Below are 23,940 nucleotides of genomic sequence, written 5' to 3' on the forward strand. Positions count from 1 at the left end.
AATTGAAACTGCGTGGGAGGACCCGGACCTGGCAGTTTCAATTGAAACTGCGCCTTCGGGGTGTTGGAGGTTCGCCGCCCGTCAGCGGGACGGGGGCGGCAGAACGCGGTGCCAGTGCGAGTTCACGCCGATCACCTTAACCGCAGGTAGGGGCCCGTCGGAACGGGCGAAGCGGGGTGAGCTCCGTCGCCCTGCCGGTTCGCCGGGACCTCGGTAGCGTCGCCGGTGCCGGACGTTCCGCCTGGGGAGGGCACCGATGGCGATCTTGCACACCGACATCCCGACGCGGGCGCAGGTCGATGCGCTGCTGACCGCGCGCGAACCGATCAGCGTCTCGCTGTACCTGCCGACCAGTCCGGCCTCCGGTGGCGATGCCGAGCGCATCGAGCTGAAGAACCTCGCCGGGCAGGCGACCGACCAGCTCCGCCGGGCGGGCGCCGCCAAGGAGGACGTGGCCGGCATCAGCGGCCAGCTGGCCGACCTGGCCGAGGACGAGGAGTTCTGGCGCTTCCAGGCCCGCAGCCTCGCGCTGTTCGCCACGCCGACCTCGCTGACCACCTTCCGGCTGCCCAACCGGCTGAACGCGGTGGTCGAGGTGTCCGACCGGTTCCACCTCAAGCCGCTGCTGCGCTCGATCACCTTCCCGCAGACCGCGCTGCTGCTGGCGCTCGCGCAGAACTCGGTGCGGCTGCTGGAGGTCGTGCCCGAGATGGATCCGGTCGTCGTCGACGTGCCGGGGATGCCCGCGGACCTGGCGAGTTCGGTGGGCAAGGAGTCGGTCACCGACCGCCTGCCGCGCCGCCGGTTCCAGGGCGGTGAGGGCCCGAAGGTCCGGATGGGCCAGTTCTCCCGCCAGGTCGACCGGGCGCTGCGGCCGGTGCTGCGCGGCGACGTGCCGCTGGTCCTGGCGGCGACCGAGCCGCTGGCGAGCATCTTCCGGTCGGTCAGCACCGCCTCGGAGCTCGCCTCGGTCGGCCTGACCGGAAACCCGGAGGAGAGCAGCGACCGCGAGCTGGCGTCGGCGACGCGCGAGGTCCTCGACGACCTGCACGCCGACCGGCTGCGCGAGCTGCGCGAGCTGTTCGAGCAGCGCACCGGCCAGGGCCGGGCGGTCACGGACATCGCGGACGTGGCCCGGCACGCGACGATGGGCGCGGTCGACACGGTGTTCGTGGACATCGACGACGTGGTCCCGGGCTTCATCGACGAGGCGGGTGCGGTGACGTTCGAGCAGGCCGACGACGCGGTGTCCTACGGCGTGGTGGACGAGATAGCCCGCCGCGTCTGGCTCACCGGCGGCCGGGTCATGGCGCTGCGCAGCGAGGACATCCCGGGAGGCGGCGCGACCGCGGCGATCCTCCGCTACGCCCCCTGACCTGAGCCTCGCCCCGGCTTCGGTGCGCGCCGCTTTCGCGCGAAACCGGCACCGCCCCTCACGCGGAACGGCGGTTTCGCGCGAAAACGCCGCCGCCGGGCTTCAGGCGCCCAGCCGGTAGCCCATGCCGCGGACGGTGCTGATCCGTTCGGTGCCGATCTTGCGGCGCAGCGCCCGCACGTAGACGTCCACGACGTTGGAACCCGGGTCGAAGTCGTAGCCCCACACGTGCGACAGGATCTGCTCGCGGGAGAGCACCTGCCCGGAGTGCCGCAGGAACAGCTCCAGCATCGCGAACTCGCGCGCCGTCAGGTCGACCGTGCCCTCCGGCACCTGCGCGCGCCGTGTGCGCAGGTCCAGCGAGAGCTCGCCGTCGCGCAGCACCGTGATCTCCGGGACCCGGTCGACCGGCCCCAGCCGCAGCCGCACCCGCGCCAGCAGCTCCTCGAACCGGAACGGCTTGGTCATGTAGTCGTCCGCGCCGCCCTCCAGCCCGGCGACCGTGTCGTGCACGCCGTCCCGCGCGGTCAGGATGATCACCGGCACGGTCACGTGCTGGGCCCGCACCGCCCGCAGCACCGAGAAGCCGTCCTTGCCGGGCAGCCCCAGATCGAGCACCACCAGGTCGAAGTCGCCGGTCAGCAGGTAGTCCTGGGCGGCGTCGCCGTCGCCGACGACGGTGGTGGTGAAGCCGTTGGCCCGCAGTCCCTTCTCGATGAACGCCGCGATCCGCGCCTCGTCCTCGGCGATCAGGATCTTGCTCATGCAGTGGTCTCCTCGGTCGCGTTGTGGGGTGGGGCGGCGGGCAGTTCCAGGGCGAAGGTGGCGCCTTCGCCGGGCCGCGACACGACCCGCACCCGCCCGTGGTGCGCGTCCGCGATGGCCTTGACGATCGCCAGCCCGAGCCCGGCGCCGCCCTTGCCGTGGCTGCTGCCGTGGGTGAAGCGGTCGAAGATCTTCGACACCTCGGCCGGATCGATGCCCGGGCCGTGGTCGGTCACCCACAGCCGCACCGCGCCGTCGGCGAGGGAGGAACCGATGCGGATCTCCGAACCCGGCTCGGTGTGCTGCACGGCGTTCTGCGCCAGCTGCACCATCGCCTGGGTGATCCGCTGCTCGTCGACCAGCACCTCGCCCTCGCCGATGTCGTCGAGCACCCAGCGGCGGTCCGCCAGCGACCGCACCTTCGCCTCGATGTCGCTGGTCAGCTCGGCCAGCGAGACCGGCGCCGCGGTGACGAAGTCGGGCCGGTCGGCCTTGGCCAGCATCAGCAGGTCGTTGACGATGCGGGTCATCCGGTCCAGCTCGTCGGTGCACAGCCGCACCACTTCTTCCCGCTCCGCCGGGTCGTCGCCGAGCAGCTCAAGGTTGCCGCGCACGATCGTGATCGGCGTCCGCAGCTCGTGCCCGGCGTCGTCGACGAACTGGCGCTGGATGCGGAAGGCGTCCTCCAGCCGGTCGAGCATCGCGTTGAACTGGTCGGCCAGCGCGGCGATGTCGTCCCGGCCTTCGACCGGGATGCGCCTGGTCAGGTCGTGCTCGCTGATCTCGGCCGCGGCCTGCCGCACGGCCCGCACCGGCGCCAGGATCAGCCCGGCCACCACCCACGACGACAGCGCCGCGATCACCACGCCGAGGCCGCTGACCAGCAGCAGCACCTGCACGGTCCGGTCGGCGTCGGCCATCGCGGACGCGGTGTAGCGCTCGACCACGAACCAGGCCGGGCCGCCCTGCTCGGACTCGGTCCGCACCTTGAGCCACTGCATCCGCCCGGCGGGCGTGTCGAGCCAGCCGTAGCTGTTCGGGGCGGCCACGATCTGATGCAGCAACGCCTGGTCCTTGGCGAACCGGTCGATCTCGTCGTCCTGCTCCTGGGACAGCGGCCGCAGGCCGGTCGGCGTCTCCCACACCCCGATCAGGGCCTCGTCGCGGTCCGGGTACTGGCGCGACAGGTAGGAGTTGAACAGCTGTTCCGGCGCGGTGAACAGCTGCCCGGTGGCAGGGTCGCGGCCCCGCTCGGCGAACGTGACGAACTCGTGCGCCTCCTGCTCCATCGACGCGGTCACCTGGTCGTTCACGTCGTTGTGCAGGAACGAGCGGACGATCAGGATCACCGCCAGCAGCACCACGACCAGCACCAGCAGCAGCCAGCCCATGATCTGCGCGCGCGCCGGGACGCGGGTGCCGCGGCGGCCGGGGAGCTTGGCGAACGACCTGGTCGGGGTGGGCTCAGTCGTCGTCGTGGTCGTCATCGTCGTCATCGTCGTCGGGGGCCGGCGGCGGGAGCTCGGTAGGCACGACCGTCGAGGCCGGTGGCGCCGGCCGACTGGGTTCGGGGCCCGGTGAGCTGCCGACCTGCACGGTGGCCGGCACCTGCGGGGTGCGCGGCCCGTCGGTGAGCGCGAAGCTCACCAGCACGGCGGCGATCGGCAGCGCTAACGCCGCGATCAGCAGAACCGCCTTGGGAACCGACCTCATGGCACCACTCTCGCCGCCCGCCGGGAGCCGGGCATGAAAACAAGATGAGAGGTTTTTCATCTCCCGGCCCGCAGTTTCAATTGAAACCGCACGCGGGTGCCCAGTTTCACACGCAGGTGCCCAGTTTCAATTGAAACTGCCGGATGCGTCGCGATGGCCGAACCGGCGACGAGTTACCCGATCGGGGCGCTAGCCTGCTGTGGGACTCAATCACGTCGTAAGGGACCGGATGGACAAGCGGCTGATCGACTGGACCGGCGAGCGCTGCGTGCCGTGGACCGATGACGTCCAAGTCATCTACGAGCACTACCACCGCTACGCGCTCGCGGCCCGCTTCGTGCGCGGCAAGCGGGTGCTCGACCTCGCCTGCGGCGAGGGCTACGGCGCGGCGCTGCTGGCCGCCGAAGGCGCCGAGGTGGTCGGCGTGGACGTCGACCCGGCGACGGTCGAGCACGCCCGGCACAACTACGGCGGCCGCGACGTCAGCTTCGAGGTCGGCTCGATCACCGACCCCGAGCTGCTCGCCGACGCCAAGCCCTTCGACGTGATCGTCTGCTTCGAGGCGATCGAGCACGTCGAAGACCACGACGCGGTGCTGGCCCTGGTCAGGTCCCGGCTCGTCCAAGGTGGACTGTTCCTGAGCAGCACCCCGGACACGGCGGTCTACTCGCACGAGCACGGCAACGAAAACCCGTACCACGTCAAGGAACTCACCGCGGACCAGTACGAGAAGCTGCTGGAGGACGCGTTCCGGCACGTGGCGGTGCTGAAGCAGAACGTCACCGTCGGATCGCTGCTCACCCCCGCCGACCACGGCGACCCGGACACCGCGATCGAGGGCGTCCGGCTGCAGACCATCCAGGGCCGCGACGGCGAGTGGTCGGTCCGGCAGGGCGTGCCGCACACCTACCTGCTCGGCATCGCCTCCGACAAGCACCTGCCGAAACTGCCCGCCGCGGCGCTGCTGACCGACGCCGACCTCACCCTGATCCGCCGCGGCGGCGACGTCGCGCCGATCATCGAACAACGCGACGTGGCGGTCGCGGACGTCGCCAAGCTCAACGAGCTCTACCAGCGCAACCGCGCCGAGGCCGAAGAGCTCAAGAACTCGATAACGCGGCTCGAAGAGCTGCGCAAGAAGGAAGAGCGGCGCGCCGACCAGGGCGTCCGCGAGCAGGCGCGGCTGCGAGCCGAGCTGGATCGCATCGGCGGCGAGCTGCAGGAGAGCCAGCAGAGCGCGGAGCGCGACGCGGCGCGCATCGAGTGGCTGCGCGACACCGTCGCGCGGCTCGAAGGACGCGTAGCGGACGCCGAGCGGCAAGCGGCGGAGCTCGGAGCCGCGAACGCGGAGCTCGCGGCGCAGAACTCCGCGCTGGTGCAGCGCGCGGTGACGAAGTACCGGAAGGTCATCGAGCGCGTAGCGCCGCGCGGCACCGCGCGGCGCGACGCGTACGAGATCGCGCTCGGGCGCAAGCCCGGCGTGCCGCAGGCCGGCGACGTCGTCGAGACTGGGCCGCTGCCGGTGCCGCACAGCGACAAACCGCTGGTCAGCGTGATCGTGCCGGTGCACGGAAAGTGGCCCTACACCCGGCAGTGCCTGCGGTTCCTCGGCGGGCACCTGGTGTCCGTGCCGTTCGAGGTGATCGTCGTCGACGACGCCTCGCCGGACGACAGCGCCGAGAAGCTCGCCGCCTGCGAGGGCGTCCGGCTGGTGCGCGCCGAGCGGAACCTCGGGTTCATCGGCGCCTGCAACCTCGGCGCCGAGCACGCGCGCGGCGAGTACCTGTTCTTCCTGAACAACGACGCCGAGGTCACCGAGTCCTGGCTGGACATCCTGATGGACACCATCCGCGGCGACGAACGCATCGGGCTGGTCGGCGCCAAGCTGGTCTACCCGGACGGCCGGCTGCAGGAGTGCGGCGGCATCGTGTGGGCCGACGGCAACGGCTGGAACTACGGCCGCAACACCACCAACGGCGGCGCCGAGTTCGACGTCGTGCGCGACGTCGACTACTGCTCCGGTGCGGCGATCCTGGTTCGCACCGAGGTGTTCCGGCAGGTCGGCGGCTTCGACACCCGGTACGCGCCCGCCTACTACGAGGACACCGACCTGGCGTTCGCGGTGCGCGCGGCCGGCTACCGCACCGTGGTGCAGCCGAAGGCCGTCGTCGTGCACCACGAGGGCGTGTCCAACGGCACCGACCTCAGCACCGGCGTGAAGAAGCACCAGGAGCTCAACCGCAAGGTGTTCGTGGAGAAGTGGGCCGACACGCTCGCCGCCGAACACCTGCCGGAAGCCTCGCCGCGCAACCTCTGGCTCGCCCGGCAGCGCGGCACCCGCGGCCACCACGGGCCGATCGTGCTGGTCAAGGACCACCAGGTGCCGCGCCCGGACTTCGACTCCGGCTCGGTGCGGATCCGCCGGGTGCTGGAGCAGTTCGTCCAGCTCGGCTGCCGGGTGGTGTTCTTCCCCGGCAACCACGCGCGCCTGGAGCCCTACACCACGCAGCTGCAGCAGCTCGGCGTCACGGTGCTGCCGGAACCCGAGCTGCAGCAGGCGTTCCTGCACGAGGCGGGCTCGGAGATCTCGCTGGCCCTGCTGTCCCGCCCGCAGGTCGCGTGGAGCCTCGTCGAGGAGCTGCGCACCTGCGCGCCGCAGGCCGTGATCGCCTACGACACCGTCGACGTGCACTTCCTCCGGTTGGAGCGGCAGGCCGAGGTCGCCGAGCAGCAGGGCGATGCGGCGCGGGCGGAAGCGTTGCGGCGCAAGGCCTTCGCATCGCGGCAGATGGAGCTCGGGCTGACCCGATCCTGCGACGTCACGCTGGTGGTGTCCGAGGCGGAGCAGGTGCTGCTGCGCGAGCTGGTGCCGGATGCCGACGTGCGGGTGCTGTCCAACGTGCACGAGGTCGACTGGAGCCCGGCGAAGCCGGAGGGGCGCAAGGACCTGCTGTTCGTCGGCAGCTTCGACCACCCGCCGAACATCGACGCGGTGCGCTGGGCGGCGTCCGAGATCATGCCGCTGGTGCGGGAGAAGTGCCCGGACGCGGTGCTGCACGTCGTCGGCAGCAACCCGACCGACGAGGTCCGCGAGCTGGCCGGGCGCGGCGTGCAGGTGCACGGCTGGGTCGCGGAGCTGGAGCCGCAGTACGCGGCGAGCCGCGTGACCCTCGCACCGCTGCGGTTCGGCGCCGGCGTCAAGGGCAAGGTCGGCGAGAGCCTCAGCCTCGGGGTGCCGGTGGTCGGCACGTCGGTGGCGACCGAGGGCATGCACCTGACGAACGGCGAGGACGTGCTGGTCGCCGACGACGCGGCGGGGCTCGCGGAGGCGGCGGTCCGGCTGCTCACCGACGACGACGCCTGGCGGCGGATGTCGGAGGCTGGCAAGAAGGGCATCGCGGCCCAGTTCGGCCCGGACGTCTCCCGCGCGGCCCTCGAAGGCCTCCTCGACACCACCGACTACGAGGCCTGACCCGACAGGGCTGGGCCCGACACACCCCGGTGTGTCGGGCCCAGACACGCCGAACCCCCGCAATTTCAATGGAAATCAGAGGTTCGATTTCCATTGAAATTGCGGGGGACGGCGGGTGAGGTCAGTCGCGGACCGTCGGGGGCAGGTGGTTGACCTGCTGGTCGAGGGTCGACTTGAAGGACTGCTGGACCGCCGACTTCTGGTCCGACGGGCCGGTGACGTCCATGATGATCGCCCAGTTGTGCGCGACGTAGGCGGTGCGGTAGACGCCGCCGGCGTTCACCACCTTGACGCCCTGGTACGATAGGTCGTCCACTTCGGACAGACCCTGCTGGGCGCTCAGGTACTGGTCCACCACCTGCTTGGCGGCGTTCGCGTCGGGCAGCTGCAGCGCGAGCATCGTCGTCCTCGGGGTGCCCTCGGCGCCGTTGAACCAGCCGTCGATCAGCCCGCGCTGGATCGCGGAGTCGAGCACCGCCTTCGGCTGCAGCAGACCGGCCTTGGCGCCCTGCAGGCTCGGCAGGTCGAGCGGCCCGGACCACGGGTGCGCCGGGCCGGGCGCGGCGACCAGCACCTCCTGCGGGCTGGCCGGGGGATTCGGGTGCGCCGGCGGCGGCGCGGGCAGCTCCTGGGTCTGCACCGGGGGCGGTGGCGGCGGAGCGGCGGTCGTCTCGGTCGGCGTGGTCCCGCCGCCGGAGGTGAAGTAGAAGATCCCGGCGACGATCAAGCCGACCAGCAGCACACCGCCGATGGACAGCCCGGCGATCAGCTTGCCCTTGCCGGGCTTGCTCGCCGTCTCGAACACCTCGGGGCCCTGCCGCATCCACGACGCGTCGCCGTGCTCCGGCGTCCCCGGCAGGTCGTCGCCCCATGGCGTACCGGTGCTCTCGACGGGACCCCAGCCCTGCTGCGGGCCCCACTGCGGCTGCGGCGGACCCCACTGCGGCTGCTGGCTGAGGCTGACCACCTGGGTGCTCTCGGAGTCAGACTGCGGCGGCGCCTGCTGCTGAGGCTGCTGCTGCTGAGGCTGCTGCGGCTGAGCCTGCTGCGGCTGGGCCTGCTGTTGCTGGGCCTGCTGCTGCGCGAGCGGGTTGGGCACGACCTGCGTGGCCTCGCTCGGCGCCCCGCCCTGCTGCTGCGGCGGCTGTTGCTGCTGCTGAGAAGCGGACTGGGCGGCGTCTCCCCAGCTGAACGCCGGGGGGAACGGGCTGGACTGCTGCTGTTGCGGCTGCTGCTGCGGGAACCCACCCGAGGACGGCCCCGTCTGCTGGGGGAATCCGCCGGACTGCGGTCCGGCCTGCGGGTCCTGCTGGGGGAATCCGCCGGAGGACGGTCCCGTCTGCGGCTGCTGCTGGGGGAAGCCCCCGGACTGCGGTCCGGCCTGCGGCTGCTGCTGGGGGAATCCGCCGGAGGACGGGTCCTGCTGCGGGAACCCGCCGGACGAGGGTCCGCCCTGCCCGTTCTGGGCCCGACCTAGCACGGCGTCGCGCCGCTGGCGGTACTCCTCGGCGGAGATCCGCCCCGCCGCGAGTTCGGCGTCGAGATTTTGCAGCTCGTCTTGCCAGGTCACCGATGCGCCCTTTCCCAGAATTCGCTCGAACGCCCCCATTGCGATCGACCGCCATTCTGGCACCCGCAAGGGGGAACGCGGGGCACCGGCCGGATAACGATCCGAGGCGTGGTCTGGCCCGACCGGGTCGCGAAGAGGTAATGGGTCCACAACCCTCAGGTCGCGGGCTAGGCTACGCAGCGTTGACTTCGGCGGCCGGGGACATGACTTGATGGGGTGATCTGGGTGGATGACGCGCGGGTCGTCCACGCTCGCCCCGAGTGGTTCGCCGAGCCGCACCACGGGTTCGCCTGGATCCGCATGATCGGCGCGCTCGTGGTGATCTACGGGCACAGTTCACCACTGGCCGGAACGGGCGACCTGTTCCCGTCGGACTGGCCGTTGCAGCCCGACGAGGGCGTCCTCATGGGCTTCTTCGCGATGAGCGGCTTCCAGATCACGGAGAGTTGGGTCCGGGACCCCCATCCGGGCAGGTTCGCCGCGAAGCGGGTCCTGCGCCTGTGGCCGCCCATGCTCACGGTCTCGTTCGCCATGGCGCTGATCGTCGGCCCGATGATCACGACCCTGTCCGTCGGCGAGTACTTCGCGGCCAACGGCACCTGGGGTTACGTCGTCAACAACGCCGGCCTGCTCACGCTGAAGCACGAGCTGCCGGGCGTGTTCGTGGACAACCCGTGGCCGAACGCGGTCAACGGGTCGCTGTGGACGCTGCCGATGGAGCTGATCGCCTACGCGGGCCTCTACGCGCTGCTTCTGGTCGGCGCCGCGAAGCACCGCTACCGCTGGGTGATGGCGGTGGCGCTGATCGGGCTGATCGCGTGGGACCGGCACCTGGAGCAGCTGCCGGGTTCGGAGTCGGCGGGCTCGTTCTTCAGCGTGCCGGTCGAGTCGCTGGTGGCGTTCCTGGTCGCGTTCGCCTTCGGCGTGCTGCTCAACCTGTACCGGATCCCGCTGTCGCCCTTGGCGGCCGGCGCCGGGCTGGCGGTGCTGGTGCTGATGCCCAACAGCATCACCGGCTCGTTCTGGATGACCTTCGCGGTCAGCTACGCGGTGGTCGTGGCCGGGCACTTCTGGCCGTCGCGGCTGACGGTGCCGGGGGTGTGGGTCAACGGCAGCTACGGCGTGTACGTGTGGGGATTCCCGATCCAGCAGCTGCTGGCGATGGCCGGGATCCACAACCAGTGGCTGATGCTGATCTGCGCCGCCCCGCTGGCCTACTTCATCGGCACGCTGTCCTGGAAGTTCGTCGAAGAGCCGACGTTGAAGCTGCGCCACTACTTCACACCGGCGCCGAAGAAGGAGGAACCCGAGCCGGTCGAGGACGATCTCGAAGACCTCGACGAGGAGGACCCGGAAGACCTGGACGACCTGGAACCGGAGGAGCCGGAGGCGGTCACGCCCGCGCACGAGGCGACGACGAAGCGCCGCCCGCTGCCGCGCCCACCGGCGCCCGGCCCGGAGCCGCCCCGCGCCCGCCCCGGCCGCCCGGGAGGCCGGCCCGCGAGCGGTGCCTCGCGGCCGAGCACCCCACCCGGCGGCACTCCGCGCCCCGCCGGATCCCCGGGCGATGCCGCACGTCCGGGCAGCGGCACCCCGCGCCCAGCCGGACCGCCGAGCGACGCCCCGCGCCCGGGAGGCGCTCCGAACGGCGTCGACAGGCCGCGCCCCGGCACTCCGCCGAGCGGTACGCGGATCGACGGCGCGCCCAGACCGGACGGCCAACCCCGACCGGACGGCCCGCCGCGCGCCCGGCTCAACGGCCTGCCGATGAACGGCACCCCGCTGCCGCCCGCGCGCACCCGCCGCTCGGCGGAGCAACGGCCGGCCCGCCTGCCCGCGCCGCCGCCGGACGAATCGGTGCTGGCCAAGCGGTTGTCCGGGGATCTGGACTCCGGGCCTCCGCCGGCCCGGCCGCCGGTCCGCCGCGCCGGCGGCCGGCATGCCCGCCCCGAGCCGCCGCCCGCCCCGGCGGAGGAAACCCGGCCGGTCCGGCCGTATCCCAAGCGGCAGGACGGTCAGTGAGCACCGCGTACCCTCGGATGCATGGCGCTTTTCGGTGACAAGACCAGGCTGATCGACCCGGCCGAGGCCCTGCCGGGCCGGTCCACCCCGCTCCCGGTGGCGGCGGAGCACGCGGTGTTCCCGGACCGCCGGATCGTGCCGCCGTTCCCGGAGGGCTACGCCACCGCGGTGGTCGGCATGGGCTGCTTCTGGGGCGCGGAGCGAACCTTCTGGCGGACCGACGGCGTGTGGTCGACGGCGGTCGGCTACGCCGGCGGCTTCACGCCCAACCCGACGTACGAAGAGGTGTGCTCGGGCCTGACCGGCCACACCGAGGCGGTCCTGGTGGTGTTCGACCCGGCGGCGATCAGCTACCAGCAGGTCCTGAAGGTCTTCTGGGAGAACCACGACCCGACGCAGGGCATGCGCCAGGGCAACGACATCGGCACCCAGTACCGCTCGGCGATCTACTACGCGGACGAGGCCCAGAAGGCGGAAGCAGAAGCCAGCGCGGCGGCGTTCCAGGAGGCCCTGACGGCGGCGGGCCTCGGCGAGATCACCACGGAAATCGCCCCGCTCAAGGACTTCTACTACGCGGAGACCTACCACCAGCAGTACCTGAGCGACGCGAAGAACCCCAACGGCTACTGCGGCCTGGGGGGCACGGGAGTCTCCTGCCCGATCGGCCTCAACGTCCCGACCGAGAGCTGATCAAGGCCGACGAGTTCCGGACCGGCGAGAACCCGCGCAGGTCCGGAACGCCGTCACGAACTCGGATCAGGCGTCGAGGACGTGCGGGTGGAGGTTGGTGGCCTCGGCCGGGGTCGCGCAGCCCGTCATCATCAGGGTTTGGGCGAACTCCGCCGTTATCCGGCGCAGGACGCTCAGGACCCCTTGCATTCCGCCGCGGGCCAGGCCGTAGAGGACCTGGCGCCCGATCAGCACCGACGACGCGCCCAGCGCCAGCGCCCGGACCACATCGGTGCCGGTCGTGATGCCGCTGTCGACCACCACGTCGAAGCCGCGGTCGGTCGCGTGCAGCGCGCGGTTCACGCGCGGCAGGGCCAACGCGGTCGGCAGCGCGCACTCCAGTTGCCGCCCGCCGTGGTTGGACACGACCACCCCGGCCGCGCCGGCGGCCTGGGCCCGCTGCGCGCCCTCGGCCGACAGGATTCCCTTGACGTACACCGGCAACCGCGTCGAAGCGATGAGCTCTTCGATGTCCGGCCAGCTCAGCGAGGGATCGATCTCGGCGCTACCGGCCATGACGGGTTCGACGTCGGCCCCGGGCCGGTAGCCGACGAGCCGCTCCCGCTCTGAGCCCCGCCGAACAGGAGCGTCCACGGTGATCAGCAGCGCGACGCACCCGGCGTCCTCGGCGCGCGCGACCAACTGCCGCCGCAGAGCGGCGTCCCGCAACCAGTAGAGCTGAAAAGCGCAGCGCGCCCCGGACTTGGCGATGTCCTCGATCCGGGCAGAAGCCATGGTCGACACGGCGACGGGAATCCCGGCCTCGGCGCAAGCGGCGGCGATCTCCAGATCCCCGTGCGGCCAAACCTGAGCGGGGATCCCCATCGGAGCAACGGCGATCGGAGCCTCCGAAGCAACCCCGAACACGACGGAACCGCTGGACCGGCGAGAAACGTCGGCGGGCAACCGGTGTTCGAGGAAGACGCGGTCCCAAGCCCGCCGGTTGGCGACCTTCGAGGTCTCCTCAGCCCCGGCTGCCCCGAAGACGAAAGCCCAGGTGGGCGAGCTGAGCACCGCCCGAGCGGCGGCCTCTTCGCCAGCAGGGGTGAAAGGCGCAGGTGGTTCCTCCGCCATCGCAACGACCTTCCTCCCACCGAAACCGACGAAACCATGATGACCCCCACCCCTCACCCCAAAAAGGTCCATTCAGCTGCTTGCCGAACGAAAAACCCGACCCGGACAACCAAAACCCAGAACGAACCCCGAGGAGAAGACCGGGAAACCCACCCCACGGCCGAAGGCAGGCGAACCAGCACGTCACCACCGACACGGCCGGAGGCCGACTGACCAGGACAACATCGGCTTGCGAACGACAGCGCCGACCCCAACCATCGACCCATGACGGACCACGTGTACCGAGTAACCGAAGTAGTGGGCTCCTCGAAAGAGGGAGTGGACGACGCAATAAGAAAAGCGGTGAAAAGAGCATCACAAACGCTGAGAAACGTGGACTGGTTCGAGGTGACGAACGTGAGAGGCCACGTGGAGAACAACGAACTGGCCCATTACCAGGTAACCCTGAAAATAGGGTTCCGCCTCGAAACCTGAAAGAAGCCCCAAAGCAAAGCAAGACGGGTCTCCGCAGCACGGGCCGAACGCACTGGGGATCAGACGGTGAGGACGAGCTTGCCCCGGAGGTGTCCGCCTTCAAGCAGCCGGTGCGCGTCGGCGACGCGCTCGAACGGGAACGTCTCGTGCACGTGGACCCGGAGGCTGCCCTGCTCGACGAGTTCGACGAGACGGCGCAGGGCGACCGGATCGGGGTCGACCGCGATGCCGCTGAAGCGCATGCCGGCCGCCTCGTACTTGGCGGCGAGCTCCGAATCCTCCTCGGCGACCGCTGTTACCAGGTGACCTCCGGGGCGGAGCACGTCGAGCGAGCGCTCGACGGTGTCGCCGCCGAGCGTGTCGAGCACCACATCGATGTCGCTGACCGCCTCCGTGAAGTCGACCGCCGTGTAGTCGATCACCTCGTCGGCGCCGAACCCCTCGACGAACTCCCGCTTGCTCCCGCTGGCGGTCGCGATCACGTGCGCGCCGAGAGATTTCGCGATCTGAATCGCGACGTGGCCGACCCCGCCACCACCGCCGTGGACCAGGACGCGGTCGCCCTCGGTCACACCGCCGAGGTCGACGAGGCCCTGCCACGCCGTCAGCCCGACGACCGGCAACGCCGAAGCCTCGACGTGCGAGAGCGACGCCGGCTTGCGAGCCAGGTGCAACGCCGGCGCCGACACGAACTCGGCGTACGCGTTGGCCGCCCGCGGGAACAGCGGCATCCCGAACACCTCGTCGCCGGGCCGCAACCGCCACGTCTGCGCCGCCTCGACCACACCGCTGATGTCCCAGCCGAGAATGAACGGCGGCTGGCCGAGCAGCGGGAATTCGCCGGCGCGCAGACGCGCCTCCAGCGGGTTCAGCCCGATCGCTTTGACGCGGACCAGGACCTCGGTCGGAAGTGGTCGGGGATCGGGTGCGTCCACGATGGTGAGCACCTCGGGACCTCCGAACGTCTGCTGGGTGATGACTCGCATGACTCTCCTGGCTCTGGGTGGGAGAACCCAAGATTAGGTTTCCGATAGGAACCAGCAGGTACCCTTCGGCGCCATGAGCGAGTTCGGTCCCGGTGGTTCCTTCCTCGCCGACTGCCCGGCGCGTCTGGCGGTCGAACTGATCGCCGACAAGTGGACGGTGGTCGCGCTCTCCGGCCTCAGCAAAGGCCCGGTACGCCATGGCGAGTTGGTCGAGCTGATCGGCGGCGGCATCTCTCGCAAGGTGCTCACCCAGACGCTGCGTCGGCTCGAGTCGCACGGACTCGTCCGCCGCCACGCCTACGCCGAGGCGCCGCCCCGCGTCGAGTACGAGCTCACCCCACTCGGGGTGACACTGATCGAGCCGATCCACGTGCTGACCGAGTGGGCGAAGACGAACGGCGAAGCGGTCCTCGACGCGCTCGACGCCGGTCTAGGGCCGGTCGCCAGCAAGGGCTGAGGCCCGCTTTCATCGAAGCCACCCAGAACCCCAGTCCCAGCCAACGACGAAATGCTCCACACGGTGCTGCGCGCCGCGCGAACGGCGAGTCCTTCTTGCTGATCAGGACATATCCGCCCGATTTCCCCGAGCCTGCGAAGACCCCAAGAGGCACCCCCGGTGCCAAGGCGATCCTGATGCGAAGGCTGAGATGAAGGCGGCCGCAGCGAAGCGAGGCAAGAGAAGCTGGTCTCTGACCAGGCCGGGAACACCACCCCACGCAAGGAGCAAGCGAACCCGGATCACCGCACCGCAGGGGGTTTTGGGGGGATTCGATCCCCCCAATGAAATGACGAGGAGCCGAGGTCGAACGAAGTCGACACACGGCTCCCAGCTCCGAGCGGATGACGGGACTCGAACCCGCGACCCTCACCTTGGCAAGGTGATGCGCTACCAGCTGCGCTACATCCGCGTATTCAGCGCCCTGTTGGGCTGTTGACGACTACTTTAGCCCATCGTTTCAAGCCCGTTCACCGGGGGTCCCTCAACCGCTCGGAGAGCTGATCGCGCGGGTCGGGGTGATGCGCAGGAGGACGCGGTGTTCCTCCTGCATGGTCCGGCGGTAGGCGGCCCAGTCCTGGTGTTCGCCGGAGATGCTGCGGTAGTACTCCTCCAGGAGGGGGAGGGCGGCCGGAAGCCCGACGATCTCGACGGTGCCTTCGACCTGGATCCAGCGGCCGAAGAACTGGTCGGGCAGGACGCACAGCCAGGCGCGCGGGTCGCGGCGCAGGTTGCGCACTTTGGCGGCGCCAGCGACAGTGCTGACGGTGACGTGTCCGGCGCTGTCCGTGGTGGTCAGCACCGGTGTCATCTGGGGTGTGCCGTCGGCGCGGAGCGTGCTGAGCACGGCGCGGTGCTGGTTGCCGATCACTTCGCGGGCTTCGTCGAGATCCACTCCGACCTCCCGTGCGGTGCCTGGTGACAGCCGTGGCCTTGGGGGTCCACGGTAGCGATCGCGCTGGTCGCGCGGTATTCGCCGCGGCTGTTCGTTGGGGGGAGTTCATGGGGATGCGTGAGGATGTCGCCGGGGGTCCGCAGCCGGATGACCGGGTGCTGCTGGCGCGGTTGCGGGCGGGCGATGATCTCGCCTACGGCGATCTGTACCGGCGGTATGCGCCTGCGGTGCGGCGGTTCGCGTTGAGCATGCCGCGGCCCGGGATCGACGTCGACGACGTTGTCGCCGAGGTGTTCTTGCGCACATTGCGCGCGGTTCGGGGCGGCTGCGGGCCGCGGGATGCGATCCGCACCTACCTGTTCACGGTGGTGCGCCGGGTGCTGGGGGAGTGGGCGGCCGCTCGCCGGGACGAGCCGATGAATGCCGACGAGCTGGGCGAGCACGCGCCGCGGCAGCGCGATCACCAGTTCGTGCAAGCCGAGGGCGAGTTGCTGGCCCGCGCGTTCCACCGGTTGCCGGCGCGCTGGCGCGAGGTCCTGTGGCGGACCGAGGTGGAGGGGCATCGGCCCGCCAGCCTGGCCGATCAGCTGGGGCTGACGCCGAATGCGACGGCGGTGCTGGCGCACCGGGCGCGGCGCGGGTTGCGGGAGGCCTACGAGGAGGCGGCCGCGGTGTCCGGCCGCCGGGCTGCGGGGTGTTCGCGCCGCGGTTGATCGGTCGCGTCCGGGGTTGGCCGGACGCCGCTCATGATCGACAATGGGCCTGGTTCGGGGACGACTATCACCCGTCGGGCCCATGACGTACGCGGTACCGTTGCTTCACGCTCGGTGACCGACGGGATTCGAGTGGCGAGACGATGTTCCGAAGCGACCAGCCCGGGTGGGCGGGGAGGCGACGATGAACCGGGTGGTGCGGGGTTCCGACGGCCGTGAGTGGACCATCAAGGCGAACCTGGAGTGGTCCAACCCGATCGCGGCGGACGAGTTCGAGCACGACGTGAACGGGGGCTCGGCGCCGGCGATCCTGATGGGCGCGGTGTTCCTGTTCCTGGTCGTGATGTTCGTGGTGTGGACGCCGGACGAGGTGTACGTGCCGAGCTGGTTGATCTTGCTGCTGATCGCGGCCGTGCTGTTCTTCCCGGTCCGCTGGGTGCTGCGGCGCCCGTGGACGGTCACCGCCGCCACCCCGGGTGACCACGACGAGAACCCGCCGGAGACCTGGGTGGGCGTGGTGCGCGGCTTCGTCGACGTGCGCCAGGAGGTTTCGTCGGTGTCCCGGCACATCGAGCTGTACGCCGAGCCGGACATGAACGGCAGCCTGCAGCCCGTCGAGTAGTCCCGCCACCCGCACCGCCACGCGAGATGAGTTCTCGAACGAACTGCTTTTCGCGGGTTCTGTCTGCACACTGGACCGGTGCCGGAACTTCCCGAGGTGGAGGCGTTGGCCCAGCACCTCCGTGACAACGCCGTGGGCCGGACCGTCGAGCGCGTCGACGTCGCGTCGATGAGCGTGCTGAAGACGGCGAGCCCGCCGTGGACCGAGCTGCACGGTCGTGCCGTCACCGACGCGGTGCGGCACGGCAAGTACCTGGATCTCGACTGCGGCGGGCTGCACCTGGTCTGCCACCTGGCGCGGGCCGGCTGGCTGCGCTGGTCGGACAACCTGTCCCCGGCGCCGCCGAAGCCCGGCAGGGGGCCGATCGCGCTGCGGGTGCACCTGGGCGGCGCGGGTTTCGACCTGACCGAGGCCGGCACCCAGAAGAAGCTGGCGGCGTGGGTCGTCGCGTCGCCGGCGGAGGTGCCGGGGATCGCGAAGCTGGGTCCGGATGCGCTGGGTCTGGATCTGGCCGGGCTGACCGAGGTCTTGGCGGGGCGCACCGAGCGGATCAAGACGCTGCTCACCGACCAGTCGGCGCTGGCCGGGATCGGCAACGCCTACTCCGACGAGATCCTGCACGCCGCGAAGCTGTCGCCGTTCGCGACGGCGGGCAAGCTCGACGCCGCCGCGGTCGAGCGGCTGCACGGCAGCATGCAGGAGATCCTGCAGGACGCCGTGGCGCGTTCGCTGAAGCAGGACGCGGCGCGGCTGAAGGCGGAGAAGCGGTCGGGGATGCGGGTGCACGCGCGCACCGGATTGCCGTGCCCGGTGTGCGGTGACGCGGTCCGGGAGGTGTCCTTCGCGGACCGGTCGATGCAGTACTGCCCGACCTGCCAGACCGGTGGCAAGCCGCTCGCGGACCGCCGGTTGTCCCGTCTGCTGAAGTAGTTGTCCACAGCCTGTGGACAGATCGGCCGGTTGTGCACAGGCCGTTGCCGCTGGTTGGACGCATCATTCCCGCTGAACGGAATAGTAAGGTACCGCTTACCGATGGAAACGGTGCACTGAGCGTAGCCGTCTTGATTCCAAGCGTGGCGGGCGTGAAGATTGATGTTGTGCCCGAGATGTTGACTGAGCGGTCGGTCCTGACCACGCTCGCCGCACTCGCCGTGCTCGGCATGTTCGTACTGCTGTGCCGGGCGCGCCGGGTGAGCACGTCGGTGGAGGACGCCACGCTGGCGGCGCTGCACCGGGTGACCAGTGCGGCCCCGCACCTGCGGGCCGGGCTCACCCAGGAATCCGCCGACAAGACCGCGCCGCACCTGCGCGAGCTGCTGGCGTGCGTCGCCGTCGGCATCGTCGACGCCGACGGCACGCTGCTGAGCTGGGACGGCGAGGCGAACTACCACTACGCCGACCTGCGGACCAAGATCGAGCAGGTCCTGCGCACCGGCAAGCGCGAGTTCCTCGACCACGGCGACGTGACCTGCGACCACCGGCCCTGCCCGATGCGGCACGCCGTGGTGGTGCCGCTGGAGGTCGAGGGCGAGAACCGCGGCGCGCTGACCGTCATCGCCGGCGGCGACCGCAAGCGGCTGCTGCGCGCGGCCGCCGAGGTCGCCAACCACGTGTCGACCCAGCTGGAACTGGCCGAGCTGCAGGAGTCCAAGGAGCGGCTGGCCAAGGCCGAGGTGCGGGCGCTGCGGGCGCAGATCTCGCCGCACTTCATCTACAACGCGCTGAACACCATCGGCTCGCTGATCCGCACCGACCCGGAGCACGCGCGCGACCTGCTGCAGGAGTTCGCCGACTTCACCCGCTACTCGTTCCGCACCAGCGGGCTCTACACCACGCTGGCCGACGAGATCCGCAACATCGACCGCTACCTCACGCTGGAGAGCGCCCGCTTCGGCCCGGACCGGCTGAACGTGCAGCTCAAGATCGCCCCGGAGGTGCTGCCGGTGGTGGTGCCGTTCCTGGCGCTGCAACCGCTGGTGGAGAACGCCGTCCGGCACGGCCTGGCGACCAAGCCCGGCGGCGGCACGGTGTCGGTGATCGCCGAGGACAACGGCACCGAGGCGCTGATCAGCGTGGACGACGACGGCATCGGGATGGATCCGGAGCTGCTCGACGCGGAGCTGGCCAACGCGCACCTGACCGGCGCGCACGTCGGCCTCGGCAACATCAACAACCGGATGCGGGCCACCTTCGGCAACGACTACGGGCTGGTCGTGGAGACGGAGAAGGGCGCGGGCATGAAGGTCATCATGCGGGTGCCGAAGTTCGCGCCGGGCGTGCGGCCGGTGCCGCCGCAGTCGATCGACGAGCCGAGCGTCGGGTTGGCGGCCGGGCCGCAGCTCAGCCGGTAACGTCGAGGTATGAACGAGAAGGCGCCGCAGAAGTTCACCGACATGTTGACCGGGAAGCTGTCCGCGAAGCTGCCGGGCAAGCTCGCCGAGCGCGCCGAGCGCGGCCCGGTGGTCGCCGTGGTGAAGCTGCACGGCGTCATCACGCCGACGGCATCGCCGATGAGCCGGCCGACGATCTCGCTGCAGAACGTGGAATCCGCGCTGACGCGCGCGTTCGGGCACGACCGGCTCAGCGCCGTGGTGCTGTCGATCAACTCGCCGGGCGGATCGCCGACCCAGTCGGCGCTGGTGGCGGACCGGATCCGGGGCCTGGCCGAGGAGAAGCGGGTGCCGGTGCTGGCGTTCTGCGAGGACGTCGCGGCCTCGGGTGGCTACTGGCTGGCCTGCGCGGCCGACGAGATCTACGCGCACTCGACGTCGCTGGTCGGTTCGGTCGGCGTGGTCAGCTCGGGCTTCGGGCTCACCGGCCTGCTGGAGAAGCTCGGCGTGGAGCGCCGGGTGCACACCGCGGGAACGCACAAGGTGCGGCTCGACCCGTTCAGCCCGGAGAAGGACGAGGACGTGCAGTGGCTGCGCGGCCTGCAAGACGAGCTGCACGAGCAGTTCCGCGCCTGGGTGCGCAAGCGCCGGGGCGAGAAGCTCGACGGCGCCGACGACGACCTGTTCTCCGGCGAGATCTGGACCGGCGTGAAGGCCGAAGAGCTCGGGCTGGTCGACGGCTTGGGCACCCTGCGGGGCATCGTGAAGGACAAGTTCCCGGACGCGCACCTGCTGACGGTGGAGCCGCGGAAGCCGCTGCTGGCCCGGCTCGGCATGTCGTCCTCGGTCCGGCTCGGCGGCAGCGGCGGAGCGGACACCGTGCTCGCCGCGGTGGAGGCGCTGGAGCACCGCGCGATGTGGAACCGCTTCGGGCTCTGAGGATCAAAGCCGTTTTCGAGCGGCTCGATCGAGCTTCCCATGATTTGAAGCCGGATCAGTGCCCGTGAGCGTTTTGGGGTGCCATAGCGCCCCAAAACGCTCACGGGCCCAGGCGGACCCGTTTCCGGGACTGGCGATTCCCTTGCGAACACAGGGTAATCGGCGCAGTTGCACTGAGTAGATCTTGTTGCCGATGGATCACTCGTTCAGCCTCATGCAATAGGCCGATCAGGCTAAAAACATTGCCGCTGAGCGGATTTCCGCACTGCATACCCCCTGGTGTCCAGCGCGCTCTGTTAGCAACTAGTTTGGTTGGCAGGCGTGACTGACCTCACTCGTCGGCTCGGGTGGCACGAGGCTGCGCCAGTGGGTGGGGCCGACACTCGATCATGGACAGTGCGCCGTGGGCGCGGCAGGATATGGCGTTGCAGTGAGTACACGAGAGAATCCAGCGGGTCTCGTCGTTCTGGCCGTCGATGACGAGATGGCCGGGTTGGACGAGATGAAGTACCTGCTCGGCAACAACGGGCGGGTCGGACGGGTGTTGACGGCGTTCGACGCCGCCGAAGCGCTGCGGCTGCTGCGCAGCGACGATCCCGAGCTGCTCGGCAGGCGCGACGGCGACGAGTCCATTGTGGACGCGGTCTTCGCGGACGTGTCGATGCCCGGGCTCAGCGGGATGGAGCTGGCCAGGGTGCTCACCGCGTTCCGCAATCCGCCTGCCCTGGTGTTCATCACCGGGCACGAGGAGAACGCGCTGGAGGCGTTCGAGGTCGGCGCGCTGGACTACATCATGAAGCCGGCCAACGCCGAGCGCGTCGATCGCGCGCTGCGCACCATCGAGAAGAACAAGGCCCAGGCGGCCAAGGGCTCCCGCGCGCTGGAGGCGCCCGCGGCCGACGACGACGAGGTCATCCCGGTCGAACTCGCCGGCACCACCCGGATGATCCCGCGCAAGGACGTGCGCTGGGTCGAGGCGCAGGGCGACTACGCCCGGCTGCACACCGCCGAGGACTCGCACCTGGTGCGGATCCCGTTGGCGCAGCTGGAAGAACGCTGGGCGGAGGCCGGTTTCCTGCGCATCCACCGGTCGTTCCTGGTGTCGCTGCCGCTGGTCACCGAGCTGCGCATGTCGTCGTCCGGGTACTCGGTGGTGCTCGGCGGCGGGCCGTCGAAGGAGCTGCCGGTCAGCAGGCGGCACACCCGCGAGCTGAAGGACCGGCTGGTCCGGGCGCCGCGGCAGGGCTGGGGCCAGCAATGAACCGCGGTTCGGCGGGATGAGCCCGGACCACGGCTTCGACATCCGCGCGCGGCTGGGCGATTCGACGCCCCGCCCGCGCCGCAAGCGCGTCGTGCTCGCCGACCGCCGGACCCGGCAGGTCGCGCGCACCATCATGGAGCTGGAGGAGCAGACCAGCGTCGGCGAGGTGCTGGTCCGGCACCTGGTGAAGGTGCAGCTGCGCAGCGCGCTGGTGCTGACCGGCGTGGTCGCCGTCGTGCTGCTCGGGCTGCCGGTGCTGTTCTGGGCGGTCCCGTCGATCGGCGACTTCGAGGTGCTCGGCATCCGGCTGCCGTGGCTGCTGCTCGGCGTGCTGGTCTACCCGTTCCTGCTGCTGATCGGGTACCTGTGCACCCGCAGCGCGGAGCGGCACGAGCGGGACTTCATCCACATGGTGGAGCAGTGACCGCATGATCGACGACGGGTTTCGACACACCAGGGGCGGCGCGGTGCGATGGTTTCGAATTCCTGGTCCCTGCTAGGGATCGTGCTGATCGTCGCGGCGACCCTGGGCATCGGGATCTGGGCTTCCCGGTCGGCGCGCACCACCTCCGACTTCTTCGCGGCGCGGCAGCTGGTGCGCGAAGAGCGCAACGCGGTGGCGATCTCCGGTGAGTACCTGTCGGCGGCGTCGTTCCTGGGCGTCGCGGGTCTGGTGATCAAGGACGGGGTGGACGCGCTGTGGTACCCGATCGGCTTCGCGGCCGGGTACCTGGCGCTGACGCTGTTCGTCGCCGCGCCGATGCGTCACTCCGGCGCGTACACGCTGCCCGATTTCGCCGAGGCCCGGCTGGGTTCGCTGCGGTTGCGGACGCTGTGCACCGCGCTGGTGGTGCTGATCGGCTGGCTCTACCTGGTGCCGCAGCTGCAGGCCGCCGGGATGACGCTGGCGGCGATCGTCGGCTTGCACTACTGGGTGGGGGTTTTCGCGGTCGCGGTGATCGTGCTGCTGACCGTGGCGACCGGCGCGCTGCGCGCCGTCACGTTGGTGCAGGGCTTCCAGTACTGGGTGAAGCTGTTCGCGATCACGGTGCCCGCGTTCGCGTTGTTCGTGGTCTTCGTCAACGCGCCGCCGCACCAGGCGCTCGACGAGCCGCTGCCGCCGGTCTTCCCGCGCGACACGACGGTGCACATCGACACCGACGTGCAGCTGCGGGTCAGCGAGCCGGTGTGGGCGGCCGAAGGCACCGGCTCGATCTACCTGCAGCCCGGCGAGTACTCGATGTCGGCGGGCACCGAGCTGCGGTTCCCGGCAGGCGCGGCGGTCCCGGTCGTCGCGGCGGCCGAAGCCGACAACGCGACCTGGCTGCGGCCGCACGGCGACGGCGCTTCCGGTCTGCTCGAAACGTATTCGGTGCTGATCGCGACGTTCCTCGGCACCATGGGCCTGCCGCACGTGCTCGCCCGCTTCTACACCAACCCGAGCGGGTCCGGCGCGCGCCGCACCACGCTGTTCGTGCTGGCGCTGCTCGGCGCGTTCTACCTGTTCCCGACGATCTTCGGGATGCTCTCCCGGCTGTACGTGCCGCACTTGCTGGTCACCGGCGAGACCGATGCGGCGGTTCTGCTGCTGCCGCAGGCGATGCTGGACAACTGGGTGGGCGGGCTGCTCGCGGCGATCACCGCGGCCGGGGCGTTCGCCGCGTTCCTGTCGACCTCTTCCGGCCTGGTGGTGAGCGTGGCCGGGGTGCTGTCCTCGCGCGACGCGCTCCGCGGCCGGACGCTCGACTTCCGGCTGGCGGCCGCGCTGGGCTGCCTGGTGCCGACGCTCCTGGCGCTGCCCGCGGACAACCACGACATCGCGCGCAGCGTGGGGTTGGCGTTCGCGATGGCCGCTTCCACGTTCTGCCCGGTGCTGGTGCTCGGGATCTGGTGGCGCGGGCTCACCGCGGTGGGCGCCGCCACCGGCATGGTGGTCGGATGCTGCCTGGTGCTGATCGCGGTGGCGTGCTCGCACTTCGTCGGGGACGGGGCGGGCTGGCTCGTGACGCTGGTCAGGCAGCCCGCGCTGGTCACCGTGCCGATCGCGTTCGCGGTGACCGGACTGGTCAGCTTGGCTACCCGGGCGCGGGTGCCGGCCGGGGTGGGCCGGGTGATGCTGCGGCTGCACGCGCCGGATCGGCTCGGCTTCTTCGACGGCCGGCTCAGCGCGGAGCCCGCGGAGCAGGCGCCGACCGAGGGTCGCCACCAACGCTGAACGTGATCATCCGTCGCGTTCTTTGAACTTTTTGGGTGGATTCCGAGACGAATGCAATCACCTTTCGTGTTTGCTGGTATAAACCAATAGAAAATCAATAGGCTGAACGGGTGAAATCGATCTGGTGAGACGCAATTCAGCGCGTCCGCTTGGCCTCGAATAACTTCACTCGATCGTTAGCTTGCGTACTCCCAACGGGGCTTCACAGCGGTGGTCGAACTACGTAGCGTTCCCGCGTTGAACTGATTCAGCAGGCTCCCGTACCGGCGGCACCCGGGACGGAGCCTTT

Annotated in this window: 21 protein-coding genes and 1 tRNA gene; 14 read left to right on the top strand and 8 right to left on the bottom strand. The window is 70.3% G+C overall.

Annotated features, from left to right (window positions below; all coding sequences use genetic code 11):
• Window positions 1–256: 256 nt before the first annotated feature.
• Window positions 257–1,375: a baeRF11 domain-containing protein gene (locus ACWEV3_RS09680; RefSeq protein WP_452613454.1), complete on the top strand. Its 1,119-nt coding sequence runs from the start codon at window positions 257–259 to the stop codon at window positions 1,373–1,375.
• Between the two features lie 102 nt (window positions 1,376–1,477).
• On the opposite strand, the gene ACWEV3_RS09685 is transcribed toward ACWEV3_RS09680, so the two are convergent.
• The 3 genes from ACWEV3_RS09685 to ACWEV3_RS09695 are packed head-to-tail and all read right to left on the bottom strand — an operon-like array spanning window position 1,478 to window position 3,853.
• Window positions 1,478–2,140, bottom strand: coding sequence for a response regulator transcription factor (locus ACWEV3_RS09685; RefSeq protein ID WP_452613455.1), 663 nt, complete (start codon window positions 2,138–2,140; stop codon window positions 1,478–1,480).
• Complete coding sequence (locus tag ACWEV3_RS09690; protein WP_452613456.1) at window positions 2,137–3,627, bottom strand: sensor histidine kinase; 1,491 nt, start codon at window positions 3,625–3,627, stop codon at window positions 2,137–2,139. Before ACWEV3_RS09690 ends, ACWEV3_RS09685 begins: the two co-directional genes overlap by 4 nt.
• A complete protein-coding gene (locus ACWEV3_RS09695; protein ID WP_358568050.1) occupies window positions 3,605–3,853 on the bottom strand; it encodes a hypothetical protein in 249 nt (82 codons plus the stop codon). Before ACWEV3_RS09695 ends, ACWEV3_RS09690 begins: the two co-directional genes overlap by 23 nt.
• A 229-nt stretch (window positions 3,854–4,082) precedes the next feature.
• Here ACWEV3_RS09695 and ACWEV3_RS09700 point away from each other — a divergent pair, with 229 nt between their 5' ends.
• Entirely contained in the window at window positions 4,083–7,325 is a 3,243-nt protein-coding gene (locus ACWEV3_RS09700; protein WP_452613457.1) for a glycosyltransferase, read from the top strand.
• A gap of 121 nt (window positions 7,326–7,446) precedes the next feature.
• Here ACWEV3_RS09700 and ACWEV3_RS09705 read toward each other — a convergent pair whose 3' ends face one another.
• Complete coding sequence (locus ACWEV3_RS09705; protein ID WP_452613458.1) at window positions 7,447–8,895, bottom strand: hypothetical protein; 1,449 nt, start codon at window positions 8,893–8,895, stop codon at window positions 7,447–7,449.
• Between the two features lie 216 nt (window positions 8,896–9,111).
• On the opposite strand from ACWEV3_RS09705, the gene ACWEV3_RS09710 reads away from it, so the two are divergent.
• A complete protein-coding gene (locus ACWEV3_RS09710) occupies window positions 9,112–10,917 on the top strand; it encodes an acyltransferase family protein (protein ID WP_452613459.1) in 1,806 nt (601 codons plus the stop codon).
• A 21-nt stretch (window positions 10,918–10,938) separates the two neighbouring features.
• Complete coding sequence (gene msrA / locus ACWEV3_RS09715; RefSeq protein WP_452613460.1) at window positions 10,939–11,607, top strand: peptide-methionine (S)-S-oxide reductase MsrA; 669 nt, start codon at window positions 10,939–10,941, stop codon at window positions 11,605–11,607.
• A gap of 66 nt (window positions 11,608–11,673) precedes the next feature.
• Here msrA and ACWEV3_RS09720 read toward each other — a convergent pair whose 3' ends face one another.
• Window positions 11,674–12,720, bottom strand: coding sequence for an alpha-hydroxy acid oxidase (locus tag ACWEV3_RS09720; RefSeq protein WP_452613461.1), 1,047 nt, complete (start codon window positions 12,718–12,720; stop codon window positions 11,674–11,676).
• A gap of 264 nt (window positions 12,721–12,984) precedes the next feature.
• On the opposite strand from ACWEV3_RS09720, the gene ACWEV3_RS09725 reads away from it, so the two are divergent.
• Window positions 12,985–13,194 carry a dodecin gene (locus tag ACWEV3_RS09725; RefSeq protein ID WP_358568033.1) on the top strand — a complete coding sequence of 70 codons (210 nt, stop codon included), beginning with the start codon at window positions 12,985–12,987 and terminating at the stop codon, window positions 13,192–13,194.
• 59 nt (window positions 13,195–13,253) lie between these two features.
• Here the strand turns inward: ACWEV3_RS09725 and ACWEV3_RS09730 are convergent, their stop codons facing one another.
• Window positions 13,254–14,180, bottom strand: coding sequence for an NADP-dependent oxidoreductase (locus tag ACWEV3_RS09730; RefSeq protein ID WP_452613462.1), 927 nt, complete (start codon window positions 14,178–14,180; stop codon window positions 13,254–13,256).
• Between the two features lie 73 nt (window positions 14,181–14,253).
• Here ACWEV3_RS09730 and ACWEV3_RS09735 point away from each other — a divergent pair, with 73 nt between their 5' ends.
• Window positions 14,254–14,637, top strand: coding sequence for a winged helix-turn-helix transcriptional regulator (locus ACWEV3_RS09735; RefSeq protein ID WP_452613463.1), 384 nt, complete (start codon window positions 14,254–14,256; stop codon window positions 14,635–14,637).
• 378 nt (window positions 14,638–15,015) lie between these two features.
• On the opposite strand, the gene ACWEV3_RS09740 is transcribed toward ACWEV3_RS09735, so the two are convergent.
• Together ACWEV3_RS09740 and ACWEV3_RS09745 are read right to left on the bottom strand one after the other, a co-directional pair.
• Window positions 15,016–15,088, bottom strand: a tRNA-Gly gene (locus ACWEV3_RS09740).
• Window positions 15,089–15,160: 72 nt separating this feature from the next.
• Window positions 15,161–15,571, bottom strand: a complete 411-nt coding sequence (locus ACWEV3_RS09745) for a PPOX class F420-dependent oxidoreductase (RefSeq protein WP_452613464.1) — start codon at window positions 15,569–15,571, stop codon at window positions 15,161–15,163.
• Window positions 15,572–15,684: 113 nt separating this feature from the next.
• On the opposite strand from ACWEV3_RS09745, the gene ACWEV3_RS09750 reads away from it, so the two are divergent.
• The 8 genes from ACWEV3_RS09750 to ACWEV3_RS09785 all read left to right on the top strand — a co-directional run bounded on the left by ACWEV3_RS09750 (window position 15,685) and on the right by ACWEV3_RS09785 (window position 23,651).
• Window positions 15,685–16,284, top strand: coding sequence for an RNA polymerase sigma factor (locus ACWEV3_RS09750; RefSeq protein WP_452613465.1), 600 nt, complete (start codon window positions 15,685–15,687; stop codon window positions 16,282–16,284).
• A 184-nt stretch (window positions 16,285–16,468) separates the two neighbouring features.
• Window positions 16,469–16,906 (top strand): DUF983 domain-containing protein, encoded by a 438-nt coding sequence (locus ACWEV3_RS09755; RefSeq protein ID WP_358568024.1) that lies wholly within the window; start codon window positions 16,469–16,471, stop codon window positions 16,904–16,906.
• 78 nt (window positions 16,907–16,984) lie between these two features.
• Window positions 16,985–17,836 carry an Fpg/Nei family DNA glycosylase gene (locus ACWEV3_RS09760; protein WP_452613466.1) on the top strand — a complete coding sequence of 284 codons (852 nt, stop codon included), beginning with the start codon at window positions 16,985–16,987 and terminating at the stop codon, window positions 17,834–17,836.
• A 158-nt stretch (window positions 17,837–17,994) separates the two neighbouring features.
• Window positions 17,995–19,257, top strand: a complete 1,263-nt coding sequence (locus ACWEV3_RS09765) for a GAF domain-containing sensor histidine kinase (protein WP_452613705.1) — start codon at window positions 17,995–17,997, stop codon at window positions 19,255–19,257.
• A 9-nt stretch (window positions 19,258–19,266) separates the two neighbouring features.
• A complete protein-coding gene (locus ACWEV3_RS09770) occupies window positions 19,267–20,175 on the top strand; it encodes a S49 family peptidase (RefSeq protein ID WP_452613467.1) in 909 nt (302 codons plus the stop codon).
• Between the two features lie 484 nt (window positions 20,176–20,659).
• Entirely contained in the window at window positions 20,660–21,436 is a 777-nt protein-coding gene (locus ACWEV3_RS09775) for a LytR/AlgR family response regulator transcription factor (RefSeq protein ID WP_452613706.1), read from the top strand.
• A 16-nt stretch (window positions 21,437–21,452) separates the two neighbouring features.
• Window positions 21,453–21,860, top strand: a complete 408-nt coding sequence (locus ACWEV3_RS09780) for a hypothetical protein (RefSeq protein WP_452613468.1) — start codon at window positions 21,453–21,455, stop codon at window positions 21,858–21,860.
• A 48-nt stretch (window positions 21,861–21,908) separates the two neighbouring features.
• Complete coding sequence (locus tag ACWEV3_RS09785) at window positions 21,909–23,651, top strand: sodium/solute symporter (protein ID WP_452613469.1); 1,743 nt, start codon at window positions 21,909–21,911, stop codon at window positions 23,649–23,651.
• The last annotated feature ends 289 nt before the right edge of the window (window positions 23,652–23,940 follow it).

The organism is Saccharopolyspora sp. NPDC003752 (assembly GCF_053605825.1).